At 69.9% G+C, this 23,053-nt stretch carries 20 protein-coding genes; 11 read left to right on the top strand and 9 right to left on the bottom strand.

Features of this window, described 5'->3' with window-relative positions:
• The first annotated feature begins 5 nt into the window (after positions 1-5).
• From AB5J53_RS02545 to AB5J53_RS02555, 3 genes are read left to right on the top strand one after another with little or no spacing between them, the layout of a single operon-like run.
• Positions 6-1,586 carry a GMC oxidoreductase gene (locus tag AB5J53_RS02545; RefSeq protein WP_369244018.1) on the top strand — a complete coding sequence of 527 codons (1,581 nt, stop codon included), beginning with the start codon at positions 6-8 and terminating at the stop codon, positions 1,584-1,586.
• Positions 1,583-3,001: a DUF2252 domain-containing protein gene (locus AB5J53_RS02550; protein WP_369244019.1), complete on the top strand. Its 1,419-nt coding sequence runs from the start codon at positions 1,583-1,585 to the stop codon at positions 2,999-3,001. Before AB5J53_RS02545 ends, AB5J53_RS02550 begins: the two co-directional genes overlap by 4 nt.
• A 12-nt stretch (positions 3,002-3,013) precedes the next feature.
• Entirely contained in the window at positions 3,014-4,837 is a 1,824-nt protein-coding gene (locus AB5J53_RS02555) for a glycoside hydrolase family 15 protein (RefSeq protein WP_369244020.1), read from the top strand.
• On the opposite strand, the gene AB5J53_RS02560 is transcribed toward AB5J53_RS02555, so the two are convergent.
• The 6 genes from AB5J53_RS02560 to AB5J53_RS02585 form a co-directional block, all read right to left on the bottom strand.
• Positions 4,785-6,092, bottom strand: a complete 1,308-nt coding sequence (locus tag AB5J53_RS02560; protein ID WP_369252008.1) for a chloride channel protein — start codon at positions 6,090-6,092, stop codon at positions 4,785-4,787. The genes AB5J53_RS02555 and AB5J53_RS02560 overlap by 53 nt on opposite strands.
• 558 nt (positions 6,093-6,650) lie before the next feature.
• The gene (locus AB5J53_RS02565) at positions 6,651-6,863 is read right to left on the bottom strand and encodes a hypothetical protein (protein WP_369244021.1); all 213 of its coding nucleotides are present in this window, start codon (positions 6,861-6,863) and stop codon (positions 6,651-6,653) included.
• Between the two features lie 127 nt (positions 6,864-6,990).
• Positions 6,991-7,902: an arginase family protein gene (locus AB5J53_RS02570; protein ID WP_369244022.1), complete on the bottom strand. Its 912-nt coding sequence runs from the start codon at positions 7,900-7,902 to the stop codon at positions 6,991-6,993.
• 405 nt (positions 7,903-8,307) lie between these two features.
• The gene (locus AB5J53_RS02575) at positions 8,308-9,195 is read right to left on the bottom strand and encodes a glycoside hydrolase family 19 protein (protein ID WP_369244023.1); all 888 of its coding nucleotides are present in this window, start codon (positions 9,193-9,195) and stop codon (positions 8,308-8,310) included.
• 296 nt (positions 9,196-9,491) lie between these two features.
• Entirely contained in the window at positions 9,492-10,814 is a 1,323-nt protein-coding gene (locus AB5J53_RS02580; RefSeq protein WP_369244024.1) for an aldehyde dehydrogenase family protein, read from the bottom strand.
• 156 nt (positions 10,815-10,970) lie between these two features.
• The gene (locus AB5J53_RS02585) at positions 10,971-11,381 is read right to left on the bottom strand and encodes a MarR family winged helix-turn-helix transcriptional regulator (RefSeq protein ID WP_369244025.1); all 411 of its coding nucleotides are present in this window, start codon (positions 11,379-11,381) and stop codon (positions 10,971-10,973) included.
• Positions 11,382-11,495: 114 nt separating this feature from the next.
• Here AB5J53_RS02585 and AB5J53_RS02590 point away from each other — a divergent pair, with 114 nt between their 5' ends.
• From AB5J53_RS02590 to urtE, 6 genes are all read left to right on the top strand, one after another.
• The gene (locus AB5J53_RS02590; RefSeq protein ID WP_369244026.1) at positions 11,496-12,608 is read left to right on the top strand and encodes a substrate-binding domain-containing protein; all 1,113 of its coding nucleotides are present in this window, start codon (positions 11,496-11,498) and stop codon (positions 12,606-12,608) included.
• Between the two features lie 282 nt (positions 12,609-12,890).
• Positions 12,891-14,111 carry an urea ABC transporter substrate-binding protein gene (gene urtA, locus AB5J53_RS02595; protein WP_369252010.1) on the top strand — a complete coding sequence of 407 codons (1,221 nt, stop codon included), beginning with the start codon at positions 12,891-12,893 and terminating at the stop codon, positions 14,109-14,111.
• Between the two features lie 65 nt (positions 14,112-14,176).
• Positions 14,177-15,073, top strand: coding sequence for an urea ABC transporter permease subunit UrtB (gene urtB / locus AB5J53_RS02600; RefSeq protein ID WP_369244027.1), 897 nt, complete (start codon positions 14,177-14,179; stop codon positions 15,071-15,073).
• Positions 15,070-16,185: an urea ABC transporter permease subunit UrtC gene (gene urtC / locus AB5J53_RS02605; RefSeq protein WP_369244028.1), complete on the top strand. Its 1,116-nt coding sequence runs from the start codon at positions 15,070-15,072 to the stop codon at positions 16,183-16,185. Before urtB ends, urtC begins: the two co-directional genes overlap by 4 nt.
• Positions 16,182-17,039: an urea ABC transporter ATP-binding protein UrtD gene (gene urtD, locus AB5J53_RS02610; protein WP_369244029.1), complete on the top strand. Its 858-nt coding sequence runs from the start codon at positions 16,182-16,184 to the stop codon at positions 17,037-17,039. The genes urtC and urtD overlap by 4 nt, the downstream gene beginning before the upstream one ends.
• Before the next feature lie 10 nt (positions 17,040-17,049).
• On the top strand, positions 17,050-17,742 hold the full coding sequence (urtE, locus tag AB5J53_RS02615; RefSeq protein WP_369252012.1) for an urea ABC transporter ATP-binding subunit UrtE: 693 nt from the start codon (positions 17,050-17,052) through the stop codon (positions 17,740-17,742).
• Position 17,743: 1 nt separating this feature from the next.
• Here the strand turns inward: urtE and AB5J53_RS02620 are convergent, their stop codons facing one another.
• Both AB5J53_RS02620 and AB5J53_RS02625 read right to left on the bottom strand, forming a co-directional pair.
• Complete coding sequence (locus tag AB5J53_RS02620; RefSeq protein WP_369244030.1) at positions 17,744-18,934, bottom strand: RNA polymerase sigma factor; 1,191 nt, start codon at positions 18,932-18,934, stop codon at positions 17,744-17,746.
• Positions 18,934-19,281 (bottom strand): YciI family protein, encoded by a 348-nt coding sequence (locus tag AB5J53_RS02625; protein ID WP_369244031.1) that lies wholly within the window; start codon positions 19,279-19,281, stop codon positions 18,934-18,936. The genes AB5J53_RS02620 and AB5J53_RS02625 overlap by 1 nt, the downstream gene beginning before the upstream one ends.
• Positions 19,282-19,388: 107 nt before the next feature.
• Between AB5J53_RS02625 and AB5J53_RS02630 the strand changes: the two genes are divergently transcribed.
• Together AB5J53_RS02630 and AB5J53_RS02635 are read left to right on the top strand one after the other, a co-directional pair.
• Positions 19,389-20,450, top strand: coding sequence for an acyl-CoA dehydrogenase family protein (locus AB5J53_RS02630; RefSeq protein ID WP_369244032.1), 1,062 nt, complete (start codon positions 19,389-19,391; stop codon positions 20,448-20,450).
• Positions 20,451-20,643: 193 nt separating this feature from the next.
• On the top strand, positions 20,644-21,867 hold the full coding sequence (locus AB5J53_RS02635) for a GDSL-type esterase/lipase family protein (protein WP_369244033.1): 1,224 nt from the start codon (positions 20,644-20,646) through the stop codon (positions 21,865-21,867).
• 10 nt (positions 21,868-21,877) lie between these two features.
• Here the strand turns inward: AB5J53_RS02635 and AB5J53_RS02640 are convergent, their stop codons facing one another.
• Positions 21,878-23,020, bottom strand: coding sequence for an LLM class flavin-dependent oxidoreductase (locus AB5J53_RS02640; protein ID WP_369244034.1), 1,143 nt, complete (start codon positions 23,018-23,020; stop codon positions 21,878-21,880).
• Between the last annotated feature and the right edge of the window lie 33 nt (positions 23,021-23,053).

The raw sequence follows: 23,053 nt of genomic DNA on the forward strand, positions 1-23,053 counted from the left end.
CCGGCATGAGCGACGCGCAGCACTATGACGTCATCATCATCGGAACCGGCGCGGGCGGTGGCACTCTCGCCCATCGACTGGCGCCCAGCGGGAAAAACATCCTCATTCTCGAACGGGGTGACTATCTCCCCCGCGAACGAGCCAACTGGGATTCCACAGCGGTCTTCGTCAAGGGAAAGTACCGAGCTCCGGAATTCTGGTACGACAAACACGGCAACCAGTTCCCGCCAGAGGTCAATTACTACGTGGGCGGAAACACCAAGTTCTACGGAGCCGCGCTGTTCCGGCTGCGCCCCGAGGATTTCGGTGAGCTCCGCCATCACGACGGCGTCTCGCCCGCCTGGCCACTGCGGTACGAGGACCTGGAGCCGTACTACACACAGGCCGAGCACCTCTACCTGGTGCATGGCCGGCACGGCGAGGACCCCACCGAGGGGCCCACGAGCGCGCAGTACGCCTACGAGCCGGTCCAGCACGAGCCGCGCATCCAGCAGTTGAGCGACGACCTGGAGAAGCGAGGGCTGCACCCGTTCCATCTCCCGATCGGGGTGAACCTCACCCAGGACGAACGGGGACGGGCGACCCACGACAGCGTATGCATCCGCTGCGACCGCGTCGACGGCTTCCCCTGTCTGGTGGGCGCGAAGTCCGACGCCCAGGTCATCTGTGTCGACCCCGCGCTGCGCCACGACAACGTCGAGTTGGTCACCGGCGCCGAGGTCCGGCGTCTCGTCACGGACCCGGCCGGCCGCAGCGTCACCTCGGTCGTCGCGGCTCTGCAGGACGGTTCGGCAGCGGAGTTCAGCGCCGACATCGTGGTCGTCGCCTGCGGTGCCGTCAACTCCGCGGTCCTCCTGCTGCGTTCGGCCGACGACCGGCACCCGGACGGCCTGGCCAACAGCTCGGGTGTAGTGGGCCGTTACTACATGCGGCACAACAACCTGGCGCTGATGGCCGTGTCAAAGGAGCCGAACGACACCAAGTTCCAGAAGACACTCGCCCTGCACGACTGGTATCTGGGTTCGGACGACTGGGACTACCCGCTCGGCGGCATCCAGATGCTCGGCAAGTCGGACGCCGATCAGATCCACGGGGAGGCGCCGCGCTGGGCAGGAACCGTTTCGCCGGACATGCCCTTCGAGGTGATCGCCCACCACGCGGTCGACTTCTGGCTGTGCGGTGAGGATCTGCCCATGGCCGACAACCGCGTCACTCTCGACCAGGACGGCGCGGTGCACCTTGCCCTGGACGAGAAGAACAACATCGCGGGGCTGACACGTCTGCGGCACAAGCTGCAGGGGATGCTCGGCCACCTGGGCATGCACGAGCACCATCTGCTGTCGCACAGCATCTACCTGCACAAGGGGATGCCCATCGGCGCCACGGCACACCAGGCGGGCACCGTCCGCTTCGGCAGCGACCCCGCAAGCTCCGCTCTCGACGTCAACTGCAAGGCCCACGACCTCGACAACCTCTATGTCGTCGACACGAGCTTCTTCCCGAGCATCGGAGCGGTCAATCCGTCGCTGACGGCCATCGCCAACGCTCTGCGTGTCGGTGACCACATCGCGGAGCGCCTGCAATGAGCGAGCACAGCCCCACCGGCCACGACCTGCGGCACCGCACCCCGAAGGAGCGGGCCGCGCTCGGCAAGGCCGCCCGGTCCGCCGCCCCCCGTTCCGCGCACGCCGAGTTCACACCCCCGCCGAAGCGCACCGATCCGGTGGACGTCATCGAGACGCAGTCGGCGAAGCGGGTGCCGGAACTCGTACCGATCCGCTACGGCAGGATGAGCGAATCACCGTTCCGCTTCTACCGCGGAGCCGCCGCCATCATGGCCGCGGACCTTGCCGACACCCCGCGCACCGGTATCAGGGCGCAGTTGTGCGGCGACGCACACATGCTGAACTTCCGGCTGCTGGCCTCTCCGGAACGCCGTCTGATGTTCGACATCAACGACTTCGACGAGACGCTGCCCGGCCCGTGGGAGTGGGACGTCAAGCGCCTGTCCGCCAGCCTGGTCATCGCGGGCCGGGCGAACGGCTTCAGCTCCACGGAGCGGGCGTCGGTGGTGCGGGCGGCCGTGCGGTCCTACCGCGAGCGGATGCGAAGCTTCGCGGGGCTGGGCAATCTCGACGTCTGGTACACCCGCTTCGAAGCGGACGAGATGCAGGAGCAGTTCGCCCCGGTGCTCGGCGCCAAGGACCGCGACCGCTGGGAGCGCGCCCGGGAGCGGGCCCGCGCGCACGACACGGTGCAGGTCTTCGACAAACTCACCCGCGTCGTCGACGGAAAGCGCCGGATCGCTCCCGACCCGCCGCTCCTGGTACGGCTGGAGGATCTGCTTCCGGAGGCCGAACGCGGCCAGCTGGAGAAGGAGATCAGCAGGCTGATCGAGCGGTACGGCCACTCTCTGCAGTCCGACCGCCGGTTCCTCCTGGAGAGCTACCGTGTCGCCGACATCGCGCGCAAGGTCGTCGGGGTGGGCAGCGTGGGAACCCGCTGCTGGATCGTGCTGTTGCTCGGCAAGGACGACGAGGACCCGCTGTTCCTGCAGGCCAAAGAGGCCGACGAGTCGGTGCTGGCGCCCTACGCCGGTGGCGCCGCCTTCCGCACCCAGGGCGAGCGCGTCGTCAACGGCCAGCGGCTGATGCAGGCCACCAGCGACATCTTCCTGGGCTGGGAACGCGCTCAGGGCATCGACGGCAGGCGCCGGGACTTCTACGTACGCCAGTTGCGGGACTGGAAGGGCATCGCCGTGGCCGAAACCATGTCGCCGCAGCAGATGGCCCTGTTCGGTGAGCTGTGCGGCGCCACGCTGGCCCGCGCCCACGCCAGGTCCGGCGACCGGATCGCGATCGCCGCGTACCTGGGCGGCAGTGACGTCTTCGACCGCGCGCTGGCGACGTTCGCCGAGCTGTACGCGGACCAGAACGAGAAGGACCACCAGGCCCTGGTCGATGCCATCGAGGCGGGACGGGTCCCCGCCGAAGCGGCCTGAAGGGAGACTGTCATGGACCGCTACCCGCCCATCGCCGACCACGGACTGATCGGGGACCTGCAGACCGCTGCCTTGGTGACCTCCGAGGGCGTGATCGACTGGTTCGCGGCACCACGCTTCGACTCACCCAGCATCTTCGCGTCCCTGCTGGACCACGACGGCGGCGGACACTTCCTGTTCGCACCCACCTCCCCCGAGGTGACGCGCCGACAGCTCTACTACCCCGACACTGCCGTCGTCGTGACCCGCTTCATGTCTCCCGACGGGGTCGGTGAGGTCATCGACCACATGCCGGCCATCCAGTCGCGGACACCGTCCGACCGGCACACCTTGGTGCGCGCCGTACGGACGGTGCGCGGTACCGTCCGTTTCGACCTGGAGTGCCGCCCGCGCTTCGACTACGCGCGGGCCGAGCACGAACTCGATCTGACCGACGGGGCCGCCACCTTCCGGGCTCCCGGTACGACCGCGTACCTGCAGACCAGCTTCCCGGTGGAGCGGGACGGCCGGGACGTCCGGGGCGCGGTCACGCTGGAGGCAGGTCAGGCGGCCGTCGCCGTGTTCACCGTGAGCGGCCCGGACGGCGAGACACCGCCACCGCCGACCGTCGACACGATCACCGAGGATCTGTGGGCCAACATCGACTTCTGGCAGCGCTGGGTGCGCACCTCCCGGTACCGCGGCCGCTGGCCGGACATGGTGAACCGCTCGGCCATCACCCTCAAACTGCTCACGTACGCTCCGAGCGGTGCCCCGGTGGCCGCCGCGACGATGGGTCTGCCCGAGCAGGTCGGCGGCGAGCGCAACTGGGACTACCGGTACACATGGGTGCGGGACGGCTCGCTGTCGGTCCGGGCGCTGCTCGACCTAGGATTCGTCGAGGAGGCCTCCCAGTTCACCAGCTGGCTCGGAGACCGGCTGCGGGCGGGCGAGGAAGCCGACGGGGAACCGCTGCAGATCATGTACCGGGTCGACGGGGACCCCCATCTGACGGAGGAGATCCTCGAGCACTTCGAGGGCTACCGCGGGTCCAGCCCGGTACGGGCCGGCAACGCCGCCGCCGATCAGCTGCAGCTCGACATCTACGGCGAGGCCCTGTATGCCATGTCCGAGGGCATGGAGGAGATCGGCCAGCAGGCGGGCTACCACGGCTGGAAGGGACTCGCGGGGCTGATGGACTGGCTCGCGGACAACTGGGACCGGCCCGACGAGGGCATCTGGGAGACCCGGGGCGGACGCAAGGACTTCACCTACAGCCGCGTGATGTGCTGGGCGGCCTTCGACAACTGCCTGAAGATCGCCGAGGAGTTCAGGCGGCCGGCCAACACACAGCGATGGACCCAGGCACGCGACACGATCCTCGAGCAGGTCATGGAACGCGGCTGGAGCCAGAAGGAACAGGCACTGGTCCAGCACTACGGCGGCGATGTCCTGGACGCCTCTCTCCTGCTCGCCCCTCGGGTGGGTTTCCTCGCCCCGAAGAGCCCCGGCTGGCTGTCCACCCTCGACGCCATCGACCACCGGCTCGTCTCCGACAGCCTGGTCTACCGCTACGATCCGGCGGCCTCTCCCGACGGACTGCGGGGCTCGGAGGGCACGTTCAGCCTCTGCACCTTCCTGTACGTCGACGCCCTCGCCCGGGCCGGCCGCCTCCCGCAGGCCCGCTACACCTTCGAGAAGATGCACACGTACGCGAACCATGTCGGGCTGTTCGCCGAGGAGATCGGCCCCAGCGGGGAGCAACTGGGCAATTTCCCGCAGGCCTTCACCCACCTGTCGCTCATCATGGCCGCGACGACGCTCGACGACGCGCTCGACCGCCTGGCGACTCGCTGAACGCGGGGATCCGCGGGCCCTGCGGCAACAGCTCGGTCAGGACGAAGGACACGACCGACGCCAGCACCACTACCGCGACCGTCTGCACGTTGCCCAGCAGGAGGACGACCAGCACCACGCTGCTGACGGGCAGCCGCAGGGCCGCCGTCACCGACGCCGCCATCCCGGCCGCCATGGCCGGCACCAGGCCGAAGCCGGGCAGCGGCGCCAGCAGGGCGCCGGCCGCTCCGCCCAGGAACAGCGCGGGGAAGACGGGACCGCCCCGCAGACTGCCCAGACACAGCGAGTACCCGATGGCCTTGAACACCATCATCGCGACGAGGGCGCCCACCGACCAGGCATGCGGATCCTTGGCCAGTTGACCCAGGGTGGTCTCCCCGGACAGGGCGACCTCGGACGGCGAACGGCCGGTGGCGACCGTGTAGAGCGCGATGCAGCCCGCCGCCCCGAGCGCGCAGAGGGTGGTGTTCCGTACCGTCCACGACGACACGAACCCGGCCGCGAAGCGCCCGCCGACGAAGACCCAGTGGATCAGGAATGCGACGGCCGGTGCCATCAGGAGCGACCACAGGATGTCTCCCGCGTCGAGCAGCGGCGCCTTGGGCAGGCCGATGTCCAGACTCCCGGTCTGCAGGCCGGTCCAGTGGACGAACCCGGTGAACACCAAGTCCCCGACTCCGCTGGACAGCAGGACCGGCAGCATCACCGCGAAGAGCTGCGGCCCGCCCACTCCGGCCACCTCCATCAGGAGCACCGCGCCCACCACCGGGTTCCCGAAGAGTGCGGAGATGGCCGCGGCGGCTCCGGCTGCGCCGAGCAACGCCGCGCTCGCCTCCGTCCGGGGCGCTCGAACAAAGCTGGCGAAGAGCAGAGCGAGACCGCTGCCCAGGGCGATCAGGGGCGCCTCGGGACCCAGCACGACGCCGAGCGGCAGGCCCAACAGGGCAGCGATGACGACACCGGGCAGCGCGTTCTTCGTCATCCCGCCCGAGTGCAGGCCGCCCGCCGGGATGTGACCGCCCCGCCCGGGAAGCCGGGCGACGATCAGGCCGACGACCACTCCGGCCACCAGCAGCAGAGGGAACGCCCACCACCAGGGAGCCTGTTTCCAGCCCAGATCCCTGGGCCAGTCCGTCCAGATCAGCTGCTCCAGTTGGTGGAGCGCCACGAGGAACCAGAACGCGATCAGCGACACTGGGATGCCGATCAGCCCGCAGAACACCAGCACCTGTCGGTACTCGGGCCGGCGCAGCATGTTCCTGAGCTCGTCGGCTTCTCGGGGCTGGCTCCCCGGCGCGGACACGGCGCCTTCCGACTTCGTCCCGGCGATGGGGCCCTCCTGGGCTCGGCGACTCGACAGGCGATTCATCCCATAACGGGACGAGGCTATCCGGCTTGTCATCCATTGCCCGTCGCCACGCCCGCCGACCTCGAGCCGTTGGCTCACACAGCGCGCAGGGATGCTCGCGAGCCCTCCCCCTGCGAGGCACGTGCGTCGCCCCACCCAGGTCCGCAGCGGTCCGCCAAGGCCGACGGAGACGGAGACGGAGAACGTCGAAGGGCCCCACCACAAACGGTGGGGCCCTTCGACAACGTGCCCGGCGAGGGGGTACGGATGCCGTCGGGGTCACAGACCACGAAGCGCCTGGTAGAGATCGCCGTGGTGATCGTCACGGCGGCCGTGGTGTGCGTCCGAGGATGGCCTCGTGGTGAATGACCCGTACGCGCAGGCGGAGGAGCGCAGTTGCCGGCGTCCGCCCTGCAGTCGGGACAGCATGGCTGCCTCGGTGTCCACGTCGGCGGGGCGGCGGGTTCAGGCGTCGACGACCGGAGCGGCCCCCGACGCGGCGTCGGTGAAGCGTGGCAGGGCGGCGGCACCGACCGCGAGCAGAGCGACGATGCCCATCTGCACGTACTCGACGTCGGTGAAGGCATGAGCGACGTCGTGCGGTGCCAGGGCCAGGTAGAACGTGCCGAGGGTGGCAACGCCAAGGGCCAGACCGCTTTGCTGCAGGGTGATCAGCACACCCGTCACCCTCCTCACCTCCGACCCGGAGGACGCGCTGCGCGACGGGCGCGTCACCGTCATACGCTCACCCATCCGGACCGTCCCACGCGCAGGGCAGTTCGACCAGCGACGTTGAACGGCAGGCTCAAACCTGGCCGCTGCGCGCCGACAGCCCGCGACGCAGGCACTCGGTGAGGCGGGCTGCGATGCTGCCGTCGGGATCGAGGCGGGGGTTGAAAATCGTCACGTCGAGGCCGAGGGCTCGCTCGTCAGCCACCGCCGTGCGCAGCACACACTCCAGCTCCGACCAGGTCAGCCCACCCGGCAGCCGGTAGTCGACGGCCGGCATGACCGCGTCGTCCAGAACGTCGACATCAAGGTGGACCCAGTATCCGGCGCTCTCACCGGCGCCGAGCCATTCGACGGCGCGGCGCGCTGCCGCGGCGGCGCCCAGAGCCCGTACGCCGTCGAGGTCGATCGCATGCAACTGAGGCGGCAGCGGCTGCATCCCGGCCTGCGCGGACTCGGCGGAGTCACGGAAGCCGAAGGCGACGACGTCCTCGTCACGCAGCAGCGGGCCGCGGCCTTCGAGGTCGGTGAGCTGCCGAGGGCCGCGGCCCGTCGCCAGGGCGAGTTCCATCGAGGCAACCTCGCCGTTCGGCTCCGCCGACGGCTGGTAGAAGTCGGTGTGGCCGTCGAGGAACAGCAGGCCGTAGTGTCCGCGGCGGCGCAGGGCGAGGAGGTTGCCGAGCAGGATGCTGCAGTCACCGCCGAGGACGACAGGGAACAGGCCACGGTCCAGGACGTCGCCGACAGCATCGGCCAGCCTGACGGAGTACTGCGCGATGCCGCCCGGGTTGAGGAGTCCTGTCTCCTCGTCGCGCCCGGGTTCGTACGCCGGATCTTCGAGCCGGTCCGACCTCGCCACCCCCAGGTGGTCCAGCAGCCCGGCCCGGAGCAGCGCCGACGGTAGCTCCTCGACGCCGGAGGGCCGCAGCCCGAGCACCGACGGCGCCTCGATGATCGCCAGGTCCCGCACGCCCGCCGCCTCCCTCATCGACAAGACGGTCGATTCTCCGCCAGACGGCTCCGCCGGCCGGGACGCCGACCCAGCACGCCCTGTGGCAGAGGGGCGCCCTCACCAGGATCCGCCGCAATCCGGAGTACCGCACAGTGGACATCGCGCCCGCCCCACTTCCCGCGCGCGCCGGCACCGCATCACGAAGGCGATGCGGAGCCGTTGCGCTCCAAGGGGCCCCGGTCTCGGCGGAACCTTCAGCGGTAGTGGTCGGCCCCGGCAGGGCGCCGGCTCCCACGCGGCGCCGCACTCGTACAGGCCACGGTCCAGGCCGGGTCAGCGGCGCGAACCAGACAACTACACGCCGCGTCGCCCATATGGCCTCTCCCCCTGGGGAGTCATGAGCAGGCCTCGCCGCTGCCGCCACCAGTGCCGGTGCGGGCGTCAGCAGTACAGGTTGCCGCCCGCCGTCGTACCGAGGATCTGCACGAACCTCTGGTAGGCGTCCACCCGGCTCTGCACCTGCGCCGGGTTCTTGCCGTCGCACTCCAGGGAGCCGTTGATGCTGCGGATCGTCTGGCCGAATCCGGCGCTGTTGACCATCGCGTTGTGGCCGGTCATCGTGCCGGGTCCGGTCTGCGTGTTCCAGTACCAAAGGCCGGTCTTCCAGGCCACGGAGGCGTCGTTCTGCACCAGGTAGGGGTTGTTGAGGAGGTCGATGCCGAGCGCGTCGCCCGCGGCCTTGTAGTTGAAGTTCCAGCTGAGCTGGATCGGGCCGCGGCCGTAGTACGCGGACTGGCCTGCCGGGCAGCCGTACGGCTGGCTCCAGTCGCAGTAGTGCGGGTAGTTGGCGGTGTTCTGCTCCACCACGTACACCAGGCCGCCGGTCTCGTGACTGACGTTGGCGAGGAAGGCCGCGGCCTCCTGCTTCTTGACCGTGTCGCTGCCCGTGTTGGCGAAGGCCGGATAGGCGCTCATCGCCGCCCGCAGCCCGCTGTAGGTGTAGAACGAATTCCTGTTCGGGAACATCTGGTTGAACTGCGCCTCGCTCACGACGAAGCCGTCGGAGGGGGTCGTGGAGCCGTCGCAGGCGTACGGCTCCCAGTACCAAGTGCTGATGGTGGGGTCGTAACCGGGGTTGTCGTGTTCGGCGATGTAGGCCTTGCCGTCGGTGTACCGGACGACGTTGCCGGTGACGTAGGACCTGCCGGCCACCCAGCTCGGGTAGCTCGAACAGGCCGCGGCGGAAGCGCTCGTGGCCGGCAACAGCGCCGGTACGGCGGTTCCGACGACGATCGCGGCCATGACTGCGGAGATGCGGCGCCTCGACACAGGATCAACTCCTTCGCGCAGCACGGCCGCTCCCGGTACAAGGGCAGAGCGAAGCAGAGCCTTGTGCGCACGGGCCGGCGAGACCGGCCACGGCGTCGGGGGCGGCCGCGGTGGGGGGTGTGGAGGCACACTCAACCGCTTTGGTATGTACCAGTCAAGGGTGTAGACCAGTCAGATCTGACAACGTTGGCAGACAAGTGCGGGACACCCCGCGGCGATTGGCCGGTACCTACACCAATGGCCCGGACCCGTCCGAAGACCGGCCCGGGCCACCGCCCGTCTCAGCTCGACCCGGATCAGCCGAGCGGCTTCGCCAGCACCGCCTTGCGGTGGCTGAACGTCTCGATGGAGTAGCGGCCGTGGTAGCTGCCCATGCCGCTCTCGCCGACCCCGCCGAACGGCAGGTCGGAGACGGTCAGATGGGCGAGCGGCAGCCCGAAGCCGAGGCCTCCGGACGAGGTCTCGGCGGCGATGCGCTCCCGGGTGGTGTCCGATTCGGTGAAGACGTACAGGGCCAGCGGCTTGTCGCGGTCGTTGATGAAGCCGATGGCCTCGTCGAGGTCCGCCACGGTGACGATCGGGAGGATCGGGCCGAAGATCTCCTCCTGCATGACGGGCGACGTGGGGTCGACGTCCGCGAGGACGGTCGGCGCGATGTATTTGGTGGCTCGGTGGCTGCCGCCGCCGGTGACGGTGCGGCCGGAGCCGAGGAGGGAGCTGAGCCGGTCGAAATGCCGCTCGTTGACGATCCGCCCGAACTCGGTGGACTGCTGCGGCTCGGCCCCGAAGAGCGCCTCGACGGCTTGGGCGAGCTCGGACTCAAGGGCACGGGCGGTCTCGGGGTCGGTGAGGACGTAGTCGGGCGCGACGCAGGTCTGCCCGGCGTTGAGGAACTTGCCGCGGGCGAGGCGGTCCGCGACGACGGCCAGGTCGGCGTCGCGGTCGACGAACGCCGGGGACTTGCCGCCCAGTTCGAGGGCGACGGGGGTGAGGTGCTCGGCGGCGGCGCGCATCACGATGCGGCCGACGGTGCCGTTGCCGGTGTAGAAGATGTGGTCGAAGCGCTCGGCCAGCAGGGCCGTGGTCTCCGGGATGCCACCCTCGAGGACCGCGACCGCGTCGGTGTCGAGGTACTGCGGCAGCAGTCGGGCCACGACGGCGGAGGTGGCGGGGGCCAGGTCGCTGGGCTTGGCGACCACCGCGTTGCCCGCGGCCAGCGCGCCGAGCATCGGGGTGAGCAGGAGCTGCAGCGGATAGTTCCAGGGGGCGATGACCAGGACGACGCCCAGAGGGTCGTACCGCGTCCAGGCCGTCGCGTCGTCGCCGAGGTGCGCCGGGACCGGGGCGGACTCGGGGCGCAGCCAGCCGTCGAGGTGCTCCAGGGTGTGGTCGATCTCGCGCACGGTGAAGTCGATCTCGGTGCGGAAGGCCTCGGTGGAGCTCTTGCCGAGGTCCGCGTGGAGGGCTGCGGCGAGGTCCTCGCCGTGGGAGGTGAGCATCTCGCGCAGGCGGCGCAGCTGGTTCGTACGCCACCCGACGGGCTTGGTGCGGCCGGAGCGGAAGGTGGCGCGCAGCCGGGAGACGACGTCGGCGGGCTGCTCGGGGGCGGAGTGGTTCACGGTGCCTCGCTGGTCGGGGCGCGGCCGGGCAGGTCGACCGCGCGAAGGTGCTCTGTGGTTGGTTGTACGAGCCAACCTATCTGGATGTATACGCCAACCTTTCATGCGCCCAAATAAATTCCGAACGCGAGAACTACTTTGCGTGAGCGACTCGTTTCAGACAGCGGACTCGGCGCTCGTCGCGTCGAGGGTGTCCACCAGGCGTTCCAGGAGGGCCCGCAGCAGCTCGTCGTCGCCGTCGCTCAGCACCGGCCACTGCGCGCGGACCTCGCGGTCAAGGCGTCGCCAGTACGTCTCGCCGCGCGGAGTCAGATACGCGAGGATGCGACGCCGGTCGAGCGGGTCGACGCGGCGGTGCACGAGGTTCTGGTCGACGAGGTGGTCGACGAGCTTCGTCAGCGTCGCGGGCGGCAGGAAGGCGGCCTCGGCGACCGCCGTCATGTGATGTCCCTGGCCGTCGGAGAGCAGCGCGAGCACCCGCCAGGCATCGAGCGAGCAGTCGTCCTCGTCGAGCACGGTCTGCAGCCGCCGCGCGGCCAGCCGCTCGGCCCGCGTCAAGAGATGCATCAGATCCTGGGGCTGACGCGGAGATGGGGTGGGCATCCTGCTCCTCGATCCAGGGGGATGTACATGCTATGAGACAGATTGGAGTTCACCCGGCGGACCCGAAATCATGACGTCATGTTCCGGCACGATCCGCCTCCGCCCGACTGGCTCACGGCAGACGACTCCGTGCTCCGCGTGGCGTTCGTCTTCCCCATGCAGGGGTCGGCGGGGATCTTCGGGCCCACCTGCGAGCTGTGTGCGCAGCTGGCCGCGGAGGAGGTCAACCGCGCGGGCGGAGTACTCGGCAAGGAGCTGCGGCTGCTGCCCGTCGACGGTGGCACCGCGCCGCGCGAAGTCGCCGACCATGTCGAGGCGTTGGTGGATCTCGGAGTCGTGCAGGGCGTCACGGGCTGGCACATCTCCTCGGTGCGGCAGGCGCTGGCGCCGAGAATCGCGCATCGGGTGCCGTACGTCTACACCGCCCTGTACGAGGGCGGGGAGCACACCGCGGGCGTGTTCCTCACCAGCGAGACGCCGCGCGATCAACTGCGGCCCGCGATGGGCCTGCTGGCCCACGAGCGCGGGGTGCGCCGCTGGTTCGTCGTGGGCAACGACTATGTGTGGCCGCGCCGCACGGCCCGGGCCGCGCACGCCTACGCGCGCGACTCGGGCGGGAGCGTGCAGGGGGAGGTCTATCTGCCGCTGGGCACGCACGACTTCGACGCGGTACTGCGCCGGATCGAGCGGTCGGACGCGGACGCCGTGATCATGCTGCTCGTCGGCAGTGACGCGGTGCGCTTCAACCGGGCGTTCGCCGCGGCCGGGCTCGACGCCCGCTGTCTCAGGCTGAGCACCCTGATGGACGAGAACATGCTGATGGCCAGCGGGCCGACGGCCACCGTGGACCTTTACAGCACCGCCGGGTTCTTCGCCTCGCTCGCGAACCAGGACACCCTCGACTTCCACGGCCAGTACGCCGGCCGGTACGGCGTCGAGGCGCCGGCCCTGGGCAGTCTCGGCGAATCCTGCTACGAGGGCGTGCTGTTGCTGGCCGCGCTCATCGGCCGCGCGAGGACCCTCGATGTGTCGGCGATCGGGGCGGCGGCCGAGACGGTGTCGTACGAGGGCCCGCGCGGACTGCTGCACCTGCGCGGCGGACACGTACGCCAACGGATCTATCTGGCGCGGGCGGACGGCGTCGACTTCGACGTCGTCGCCGAGCTCGATCTTCACGGATCCCGCCCTTGACATGACCGCGCCCCGCCAAGATACTTCCCACAGAAAGTAATTAGAATGCCTCGGGCGAATTGTGAATTCGGGTGACGAATTCCGCCCCGGGCATTTTTTGTTGCCCCGCGAATGCCCCATGAAGGCTTCATGAGAGCGGGAAGATACCGCCGGGAAAGTATCGCGAAACACCTTGGAAACAGGGTGACTTGAGGCTGTGGACCGCACTTCAGGAGGTTGTCTCCTCCACAGCCCGAGGGGGTTCTTTTGTCCAGCGGTTCCAGTATTCTCCGACGCCGTGTGATGGCCGGTGCCGCCGCGCTCGCGGCGGTCGTCGCGCTCTCCGCGTGCGGTGCCAAGACCGACGCGGGCGGTACGTCCGACAAGGCCGCGCAGGCGGACGTGAGCGGCGACACGGTCAAGGTCGGCCTGCTCAATTCGCTCTCCGGCACGATGGCGATCAGCGAGGTGACGGTACGCGACTCGCTGAAGCTGGCGATCGAGGAGATCAACGCCTCGGGCGGAGTGCTCGGCAAGAAGATCAAGCCGATCAGCGAGGACGGCGCCTCCGACTGGCCGACCTTCGCGGAGAAGGCGCAGAAGCTGATCAAGGAGGACCGGGTCGCGGCCACCTTCGGCTGCTGGACCTCCGCGAGCCGCAAGGCCGTCAAGCCGGTCTTCGAGAAGAACAAGTCGCTGCTCTTCTACCCCGTGCAGTACGAGGGCCTGGAGGAGTCCCCGTACATCTTCTACACGGGCGCGACCACCAACCAGCAGATCGTCCCGGCCCTCGACTACCTCAAGAGCCAGGGCAGGAAGAAGATCTACCTGGTCGGCAGCGACTACGTCTTCCCGCGCACCGCCAACAAGGAGATCAAGGCGTACGCGAAGGCCAACGGCATGACGGTCCTCGGCGAGGACTACGCGCCGCTGGGGTCGACGGAGTTCAGCACGATCGCCAACAAGGTGAAGGCGTCGAAGGCGGATGCGGTCTTCAACACCCTCAACGGCGACTCGAACGTGGCCTTCTTCAAGGAGTACAAGTCCGCGGGCCTGACCGCCAAGACCATGCCGGTCGTCTCGGTGTCGATCGCCGAGGAGGAGGTCAAGTCGATCGGATCGCAGTACCTGGCGGGCCAGTTGACGGCCTGGAACTACTACCAGACCACCCCGGGCGCGGCGAACACCAAGTTCGTGAAGGCGTACAAGGCCAAGTACGGCCAGGACAAGCCGACCAGTGACCCGATGGAGGCCGCGTACACCTCGGTCTACCTGTGGAAGGCGATGGTCGAGAAGGCGAAGTCCTTCGACCCGGAGAAGGTGAAGGCGGCCTCCGACGGCATCACCTTCGACGCCCCAGAAGGCAAGGTCACCGTCGACGGCGCCAGCCAGCACATCTACAAGACGGCCCGCATCGGCAAGATCGGCTCCGACGGTCTGATCAAGCAGGTCTGGGACTCCGGCAAGCCGATCAAGCCGGACCCCTACCTGAAGGGTTACGACTGGGCCTCCGGCCTCTCCTGATCACTCGTCACGCGGGGGCCTCGCACACCGGGGTCCCCGCGTCCCGCCTCCCCCGGAGCCGCCGCATGACCGTGATCCTCGGGCAGATGTTCACCGGTGTCAGCATCGGTGCCGTTCTGCTGCTCATCGCGCTCGGCCTGTCGCTCACCTTCGGCCAGATGAATGTCATCAACATGGCCCACGGCGAGTTCATCATGGCCGGCGCCTACACCACTTACGTACTGCAGAAGTCCATTGCCGGCGCAGGAATTTCACTGATCGTCGCGCTGCCCGTCGCTTTTCTCGTCTCGGGTGCCCTCGGCGCGCTGCTGGAATGGCTGCTGATTCGCCGCCTTTACCTCAGGCCGCTCGACACACTTCTCGTCACGTGGGGCGTCTCACTGATGCTCCAGCAGCTCGCGCGTGACATCTTCGGCGCGCCGAATGTGCAGACCCGCGCGCCCGATTTGCTCACCGGGAACATCACCGTCATCGGCGGCGACGATCCGCTCACCTTCGCCAACAGCCGACTGTTCATTCTGGGGCTGGCGATCGCGGCGGTCGTGGCGCTGTCGCTGACGCTCCGGCTGACGCCGCTCGGGCGGCGCATCCGTGCCGTCGTGCAGAACCGGGATCTGGCCGAGGTGTCCGGCATCTCCACCGGCCCGGTCGACCGCACCGCGTTCTTCATCGGGTCCGGGCTCGCCGGAGTCGCCGGGGTCGCGCTGACGCTGGTCGGTCCGATCGGGCCCACGATGGGCACCAACGTCATCATCGACGCCTTCCTGGTGATCGTGGTCGGCGGCATCGGGCAGCTCAAGGGCAGCGTGATCGTCGCCTTCGTGCTGGGCGTGCTGCAGTCCGTCCTGGAGTACTCCACCACCGTCAGCGTCGCGAAGGTACTGGTCCTCGTGGCCATCGTCGCGTTCCTCCAGTGGCGGCCCCAGGGGCTGTACACGCTGCGTACCAGGAGCCTCGTATGACCACCGCCACTCCTGACGCCGCCAAGTCGAAGCAACTCAGCGGTCTCCGGGGCCGGTTCGCCGCCGCGCGTCCCGCAGCCGGATTCGTCGCCGCGGCCCTCGTGCTCTTCGCCGTCGCCCCGCTCGCGCTCTCCGACTTCCGGCTGGGGCTGCTCGCCAAGTACCTGTGCACGGCCATGGTCGCGGTCGGCATCTGTCTGGCCTGGGGCCGCGGCGGGCTGTTGACGCTCGGGCAGGGTGTGTTCTTCGGGCTCGGCGGTTACGCCATGGCGATGCATCTGAAGATCGCGGACGCCGGGCCCGGCAACCTGCCCGACTTCATGCAGCTGTACGGGACGGCGACCGAACTGCCGTGGTGGTGGCGGCCGTTCGCGAACCCGGCCTTCGCGCTCGCGGCGACCGTGCTGCTGCCGATGGCCGTCGCGGCCGTCCTCGGATCGTTCGTCTTCCGGCGCCGGGTCAAGGGAGCCTACTTCGCGATCCTCAGCCAGGCGCTCGCCGCGGCCTTCGCGATCTGGCTGATCGGCCAGCAGGCCACGACCGGCGGCACCAACGGACTCACCGACATCCAGGGCTTCTTCGGCTACGACCTCGACGACCCGGTCAACCAGCGGATGGTGTACTTCGTCATCGCCGCGGTCCTGCTCCTCCTGATCGCCCTGGCCCGCCAGCTCATCCACAGCCGGTACGGCGAACTCCTCGTGGCCGTACGGGACTCAGAGGAGCGAGTGCGCTTCCTCGGGTACAACCCGGCGAACGTGAAGCTCGTCGCGTACGTCGTGGCGGCGGGCATGGCCGGGCTCGCCGGCGCCCTGTTCGTGCCCGCGGTCGGCATCATCTCCCCCGCGCTGATCGGCATCGTGCCGTCCATCGAGCTGGTGATCGGCGCCGCGGTCGGCGGCCGCGCGAGCCTGGTGGGCGCGGTACTCGGCGCGATCGGCGTCGCCTGGGCCAAGACGGCGCTGTCGGAGGAGTTCCCCGCGGCCTGGACGTACTTCCAGGGGCTGCTGTTCATCGTGGCCCTGGCCTTCCTGCCGGGCGGTCTCGCCTCGCTGGTGGGGATCGTGCGGCGGCGCAGGCCGAACCGAGCACTCGCTGGAGACGTGGCATGACTGAGTTTTCGGACAGCAGTGAGCTTTCAGGGCTCGAGATACGGGGACTTCGGGTGTCCTTCGACGGCTTCACCGCTGTCGACGGTGTGGACCTCGACGTACGGCCGGGCGATCTGCGCTTCCTCATCGGGCCGAACGGCGCGGGCAAGACGACCCTGGTCGACGCGGTCACCGGTCTGGTGAAGGCGGAGGGTTCGGTGCGCTTCGGCGGCGAGGACATCCTCGGCCGCAGTGTGCACAGGATCGCCCGCTCGGGGATCGGCCGGACCTTCCAGACGGCCACTGTCTTCGAGGAGTTGACGGTCCTTCAGAACCTGGACATCGCGGCGGGCGCGGGCCGGGGCGCGTTGACGATGCTGCGCCGCCGCAAGGGCGTGCCGGAGTCCGTCGCTCGCGCCCTGGAGACGGTGGGTCTCACAGACCTCGCCGACAGCCCGGCCGGGACGCTCGCGCACGGCCAGAAGCAGTGGCTGGAGATCGGCATGCTGCTCGTGCAGGACGTACGGCTGCTGCTGCTCGACGAGCCGGTCGCGGGCATGAGCCACGACGAACGACAGGCCACCGGCGAGCTGTTGGAGCTCATCAGCCGGGAGCGGACCGTGGTCGTCATCGAGCACGACATGGACTTCATGCGCTCCTTCGCGCGCAGCGTCAGTGTGCTGCACGCGGGCAAGGTGCTGAGCGAGGGGACGGTGGCCGAGGTGCAGGCGGATCCGAAGGTGCAGGAGGTGTACCTCGGGCACGCGGCCACCGAGGACGTACCCGACACGGCGGCCACCGAGGACGTACAGCACACGATGGCCTCCAAGGATGTACGCGACACCGCGGCCCCCGCGGCCGTACAGGAGGCGTGAGGCAGTCATGATGCTGGAGATCCAGAACGTCCGGGTCGGCTACCACCGCAGCACCGTCCTGCACGGAGTCACGGTCGAGGTGCCGAGGGACGGCGTCGCCGCCGTGCTCGGGCACAACGGCGCCGGCAAGAGCACCCTGCTCCGGGCGGCTGTCGGACTGCTCACTCCGCAGAGCGGTGCCGTCCGCCTCGACGGCGAGGACATCACCCGCCGCAAGCCCCACGAGCGGGTCGCGCGCGGCATGGCCTACGTCCCGCAGGGCCAGCAGGCCTTCCCGCATCTCACCACCGCCGAGAACCTCCAGCTGGTCGCGGACGGGCGGCGACGGGGCAAGGCGGCGGTCGCCGAGGCGCTGGATCTGTTCCCCGCGCTGCGCGCGCTGGCGAGCCGCCGCGCGGGCCTGCTCTCCGGCGGCCAGCGCCAGCAACTCGCCATCGCGCGCGCCCTGGTGACGGAGCCTCGGATCCTCCTCCTCGACGAGCCCACCGAGGGCATCCAGCCCTCCGTCGTCGCCGAGATCGAGGAGACGATCCTCGCTCTGGCCGCCCGCGGCGGGCTCTCGGTGCTCCTGGTCGAGCAGCACGTCGGCTTCGCGATGCGTGCGGCGCAGCGTTACTACGTCCTGGAGGCCGGCCGGGTCACCTCGTCCGGGGAGGGCGGGCAGGACGCCGAGCGGTCCGTACGGGAGGCACTGAGCGTGTGACTCAGTCGCGTACCAGCGCGACCCGCGTCCGTTCGAGGTAGGCGCGTTCCGCCGCGCTCTCGGTGAGCGCGATGGCCGTCCCGTACGCCTCCACGGCCTCCGTGCGACGGCCGAGCCGGCGCAGCAGGTCCGCTCGTACGGCGTGGAAGGCGTGGTAGCCGTCCAGGTCGAGCGTGTCGACGAGCGCGAGGGCCGGCTCCGGCCCCTCGACCTCGGCCACCGCGACGGCGCGGTTGAGGGCCACCACGGGACTGGGGGCGAGGGCCATGAGCTGGTCGTACAGCTGGAGGATCTGGCCCCAGTCCGTGGCGGCCGCGGTCGGGGCGTCGCTGTGAACGGCGTTGATCGCGGCCTGGATCTGGTAGGGGCCCGGGCGGTTCAGCCGCAGGCAGCGGCGTACGAGGGACTGGCCCTCGACGATCAGCGCTCGGTCCCACCGGGAGCGGTCCTGGTCGGCGAGGAGGACCAGGTCTCCGTCCGGTGTCGCGCGGGCGGGTCGGCGGGCCTCGATGAGGAGCATCAGAGCGAGCAGGCCGAGGGCCTCGGGCTCGTCCGGCATGAGTTCGGCCAGCAGGCGGCCGAGGCGGAGGGCCTCGGTGCAGAGGTCCTCGCGGCCGCCGTACCCCTCGTTGAAGATGAGGTAGACGACCGCCAGCACTCCTTCGACGCGGTCGGGGAGGTCGGCGTCGCGCGGGATGCGGTACGGGATGCGGGCGTCGCGGATCTTGACCTTGGCCCTGACCAGGCGTTGGGCCATGGTGGGCTCGGGCACGAGGAAGGCGCGCGCGATCTGTGGCGTGGTCAGGCCGCCGAGGAGTCTCAGGGTGAGGGCGACCTGGGCCTGGGTGGCGAGGGCGGGGTGGCAGCAGGTGAAGATCAGGCGGAGCCGGTCGTCGCGCACGGGGCCCTCCTCGGGCGGTTCGTCCGGTGCGTACAGCTGGGCCGCCTCGGCGTGCCGGGCATCTCGCGTGGACTCGCGGCGGAGCCGGTCGATGGCCCGGTTCCGGGCGGTGGTGATGATCCACCCGGCGGGGCTCGGCGGTATGCCCGTCTCCGGCCACTTCTGCACCGCCGTGGTGAAGGCGTCCTGCACCGCTTCCTCGGCGAGGTCGATGTCGCCGAGGAAGCGGATGAGGACGGCGACCGCACGGCCGTACTCCGCGCGGAAGACATCCTCGATGCCGGCAGTCATCAGGCTTCGCCCATGAAGGGCCGCACCTCGATGGGTAGCGTGGTCGCCACGGTCGCCTTGCGGCCCCATTCGAGCGCCGCGTCGAGGTCGGAGGCCTTGATCAGGCAGATACCGCCCAGGTACTCCTTGCTCTCGGTGTACGGGCCGTCGGTGACCAGGACATCTCCTTCCTTGGCCCGCAGCACGGTGGCCGTCTCCGGCCCGTGCAGTCCCCCGGCGAACACCCAGGCACCGGCCTCCCGCAGCTCCGCGTGGAAGACATCGAGGTTGTGCATGATCTCTTCCAGGACCTCCGGCGCGGGCGGCTCGCCCTGCGGCTGCATCACGCTCAAAAGGTAGTACTTCATGAGGTGTCCTCCTCGGTGGTCTCTCGCACTGGATGGTCTTCACTGACTACACGAACGGGAGACCGCCAGATCGACACACACCACGACAACAGCGGGAGATTCTTTCGATGACCACCCCACCGCATCCGCTCGTCACCCGGGCCCGGCAGCTGGCTGCCGAGGTGCTGGCGCCCCAGGCGGAGCGGGTGGACCAGGAGGGTGTGCCGGCCAGCAGCATCGAGGCGGTCAAGCGGTCGGGGCTGCTCGGGGTGAGCGCGCCCGTTGCGTACGGAGGCTCGGCGGCGCCCGCCGCGGTGGCCCGGGAGACCGCCGAGATCCTCGCCGGGGCGTGCTGCTCGACCTGGTTCGTACAGACCCAGCACCACACACCGGTGATGACGCCGGCCAGGAGTGAACTCCCGGTGCGGGAACGGCTGTTGGGACTCCTCGCGAAGGGGGAGCTGCTGTCCGGGGTCGCCTACGCCCAGCTGCGCGCGTATCCGCGCGTCCCGGTCCGGGTCACGCGAGAGCGTGGCGGCTGGCGCTTCGACGGGACAGTGCCCTGGTACACGGGCTGGGGCCTGAACGACGTGATGCTCCTCGCCGGTGTCACGGACGCCGACGAGGCGCTGTTCGCGTTCACCGAGGCGCGCGAGCAGCCGGGCCTGCGCCCCTCCCCCACGATGCGGCTCGCCGCGCTCACCGCCTCCCGGACGGTCTCGCTGGAGCTGGACGGCCTGTGGCTGCCGGACGACGCGGTGGCGCTGCGTACGCCGTACGAGACCTGGGCGGCCACCGATCGCCCGAAGAACACCAACGCCTCACCGGCCGTCTTCGGCATCACGGCGTCGGCGCTCGACCTGCTGGACTCGCCGGCCGGCGACGCTGCCGCGAAGGAGACCGCGCATGCGCTGCGTGCCCGCCTCGACGAGGTGCGGCGCCAGGCGTACGCGCTGGCCGACCACCCGGTGCCGACCGAGCGGATCGAGGAGCGGTTGGCGGCCAAGACCCGGGCGTACGACGTGATGCGCGCGGCCACGACCGCGGCGGTCGTGGCAGGGGGCGGGCGGTCCATGGACCTGCGCAGCCCGGCGCAGCGGCTGGCCCGGGAGGGGATGTTCCTGCTGGTGCAGGGGCAGACGGCCGAGGTGCGCGGGGCGCACCTCGGGTCGCTGTCCGTCGTGGACTAGCACTGCCCCCCCCGGTCACGGGCGGATGGCTTGCACGACGGCAGACGGTGCCGGGCCAGGCCAGGCCAGGCCAGGCCAGGCCAGGGGATGGTCCCGCCGATCGCCTGGTGGGCGGCGACCATCGGACTCGGGCACGAGGGTGGGGGACGGAAAAACATGTGCGGATCGGGTATCCGGTTGACAGGCTGAGATCATGACCGCTGAGCACGACCCCGTCCCCGGCTCCTCCACCACGCCCCGGGCAACGAACTGGAGCACCACGCCCGTCACCTCGGACCTCCTGCGCGGCGCGCTCGACGTGGAGCGCACCGAGCACGGAGTGCTGCCGCACCGGCTGCCCGCCCGGGCCCGCGCACAGTGCGCCGACGGACAGCTGGCCATGGCGGAGGCCCAGCCCTCCGGCGTACGGCTGGTGTTCCGCACCCGGGCCACCGCCGTCGAACTGGACACACTCCGCACCAAGATGGCGTACCAGGGCGCTCCGCCCCGTCCGGACGGCGTGTACGACCTGCTGGTCGACGGCCGGCTCATCGCCCAGGCCGGCACGACCGGCGGCAACGTCCTGATGGTGGACATGACCACCGGCTCCGCGGAAACCCGGCCCGGCCCGGTCGGCACCGTCCGGTTCACCGGTCTGCCCGAGGGGCTCAAGGACGTCGAGATCTGGCTGCCCCACAACGAGATCACCCAGCTGGTCGCCTTGCGCACCGACGCCCCCGTCGAGGCCGCGCCGGAACAGGGCCGCAGGGTGTGGCTGCACCACGGCAGTTCGATCAGCCAAGGCTCCGACGCGGCGAGCCCCACCACGACCTGGCCGGCGCTGGCCGCCTCCCGCGGCGGTGCGGAGCTGATCAACCTCGGTCTGGGCGGCAGCGCCCTGCTCGACCCGTTCACCGCCCGCGCCCTGCGGGACACTCCCGCGGACCTGATCAGCGTCAAGATCGGCATCAACGTGGTCAACACCGACCTGATGCGGCTGCGCGCCTTCACTCCGGCGGTGCACGGCTTCCTCGACACCATCCGCGAGGGGCATCCCACCACTCCGCTGCTGGTCGTCTCGCCCATCCTGTGCCCCATCCACGAGGACACCCCCGGCCCCAGCGTTCCGGACTTCAGCAACCTCAGCGAGGGGAAGCTCCAGTTCAAGGCCGCGGGCGACCCCGCGGAACGGGCCGGCGGGAAGCTGACGCTCAACGTCATCCGGGACGAACTGGCCCGCCTCGTGAAACAGCGGGCAGCCGAGGACCCGAACCTGCACTACCTCGACGGGCGCGACCTCTACGGCAAGGCCGACTTCGCCGAGCTGCCGCTGCCCGACCAGCTCCACCCCGACGCCGCCACACACCGCCGCATCGGCGAACGCTTCGCCGCCCTGGCCTTCGACACCGGCGGACCGTTCGCCGCCGAGAAGGTGTGAGACACCCCGCCTAGTTCGCGAACGGAACCTGGGCGGAGGGGGCGGCGGGCTGGGCGAACGGGTGCTGCCACAGCCCCTGGGCAGCGAGGCGCGGCAGGACGCCCTCGCCGAACCAGTACGCCTCCTCCAGGTGCGGGTAGCCGGAGAGCACGAAATCGTCGATGCCGAGGCGGTGGTACTCGGCGATGCGCTCGGCGACCTCGTCGTGGCTGCCGACGAGAGCGGTGCCCGCACCGCCGCGGACCAGGCCGATCCCGGCCCACAGGTTGGGGTGGATCTCGAGTCCGTCCCGGCTGCCGCCGTGCAGCGCGAGCATGCGCTGCTGCCCTTCCGACTCGCTGCGGGCGAGCCCGGCCTGCACGGACTTCACGGTCTGCGGGTCGAAGCCGTCGAGGAGCTTGTGCGCCTCGGCCCAGGCCTGCTCGGAGGTGTCGCGGGTGATGACGTGCAGCCGGATGCCGAACCGGAGGGTGCGCCCTTCCTTCGCCGCCAGCCCCTGGATCCAGGCGATCTTCTCGGCGACCTGGGCGGGCGGTTCGCCCCAGGTGAGGTAGACGTCGACGTGGCGGGCGGCGACCTCTCCGGCGATGGGCGAGGAGCCGCCGAAGTACACCTCGGGGACCGGGTCGGGGACCCGGGCGAGCTTGGCGTCCTCGACCTGGAGGTGCTCGCCGGACAGGTCGACGGTCTTGCCGTCCCACAAGTCCCGGACGATCTCCAGGAATTCGCCGGTACGGCGGTATCGGGCGTCCTTGTCGAGGAAGTCGCCGTAGGCGCGCTGCTCGTGGCTCTCGCCGCCGGTGACCACGTTGAGCAGGAGACGTCCGCCGGTCTGCCGCTGGAAGGTGGACGCCATCTGCGCGGCGAGCGTGGGCGAGACGAAGCCTGGGCGGAACGCGACCAGGAACTTCAGTCGCTCGGTGTTCTGGCTGACCATCGCGGTGGTCAGCCAGGCGTCCTCGCACCAGGCGCCCGTGGGGGTGAGCGCGCCGACGAAACCCAGGTCCTCGGCGGCTCGGGCGATCTGGCTCAGATAGGCGACGCTCGGCGGCCGGTCCCGGCCGGAGGCGGTGGCAGGTGTGCCGTGGCCGCCGCCGACTACATGCCGGCTGTCGCCGTTGGTGGGCAGGAACCAGTGGAAGGTGAGGGACACGGCGGAGTTCTCCGATCGTGGGGGTGTGTCGGT

The sequence above is a fragment of the Streptomyces sp. R41 genome, from assembly GCF_041053055.1.
Taxonomy (GTDB): domain Bacteria; phylum Actinomycetota; class Actinomycetes; order Streptomycetales; family Streptomycetaceae; genus Streptomyces.

Excerpts from the sequence above, each read along its gene's own strand:
- AB5J53_RS02635 (WP_369244033.1), top strand. The coding sequence starts at position 20,644 with ATGACCGCTGAGCACGACCCCGTCCCCGGCTCCTCCACCACGCCCCGG.
- AB5J53_RS02550 (WP_369244019.1), top strand. The coding sequence starts at position 1,583 with ATGAGCGAGCACAGCCCCACCGGCCACGACCTGCGGCACCGCACCCCG.
- AB5J53_RS02585 (WP_369244025.1), bottom strand. The coding sequence starts at position 11,381 with ATGCATCTCTTGACGCGGGCCGAGCGGCTGGCCGCGCGGCGGCTGCAG.
- AB5J53_RS02545 (WP_369244018.1), top strand. The coding sequence starts at position 6 with ATGAGCGACGCGCAGCACTATGACGTCATCATCATCGGAACCGGCGCG.
- urtE (WP_369252012.1), top strand. The coding sequence starts at position 17,050 with ATGCTGGAGATCCAGAACGTCCGGGTCGGCTACCACCGCAGCACCGTC.
- urtC (WP_369244028.1), top strand. The coding sequence starts at position 15,070 with ATGACCACCGCCACTCCTGACGCCGCCAAGTCGAAGCAACTCAGCGGT.
- urtA (WP_369252010.1), top strand. The coding sequence starts at position 12,891 with ATGGCCGGTGCCGCCGCGCTCGCGGCGGTCGTCGCGCTCTCCGCGTGC.
- AB5J53_RS02590 (WP_369244026.1), top strand. The coding sequence starts at position 11,496 with ATGTTCCGGCACGATCCGCCTCCGCCCGACTGGCTCACGGCAGACGAC.
- AB5J53_RS02560 (WP_369252008.1), bottom strand. The coding sequence starts at position 6,092 with ATGCTGCGCCGGCCCGAGTACCGACAGGTGCTGGTGTTCTGCGGGCTG.
- urtD (WP_369244029.1), top strand. The coding sequence starts at position 16,182 with ATGACTGAGTTTTCGGACAGCAGTGAGCTTTCAGGGCTCGAGATACGG.
- urtB (WP_369244027.1), top strand. The coding sequence starts at position 14,177 with ATGACCGTGATCCTCGGGCAGATGTTCACCGGTGTCAGCATCGGTGCC.
- AB5J53_RS02555 (WP_369244020.1), top strand. The coding sequence starts at position 3,014 with ATGGACCGCTACCCGCCCATCGCCGACCACGGACTGATCGGGGACCTG.
- AB5J53_RS02625 (WP_369244031.1), bottom strand. The coding sequence starts at position 19,281 with ATGAAGTACTACCTTTTGAGCGTGATGCAGCCGCAGGGCGAGCCGCCC.
- AB5J53_RS02630 (WP_369244032.1), top strand. The coding sequence starts at position 19,389 with ATGACCACCCCACCGCATCCGCTCGTCACCCGGGCCCGGCAGCTGGCT.
- AB5J53_RS02570 (WP_369244022.1), bottom strand. The coding sequence starts at position 7,902 with ATGAGGGAGGCGGCGGGCGTGCGGGACCTGGCGATCATCGAGGCGCCG.
- AB5J53_RS02620 (WP_369244030.1), bottom strand. The coding sequence starts at position 18,934 with ATGACTGCCGGCATCGAGGATGTCTTCCGCGCGGAGTACGGCCGTGCG.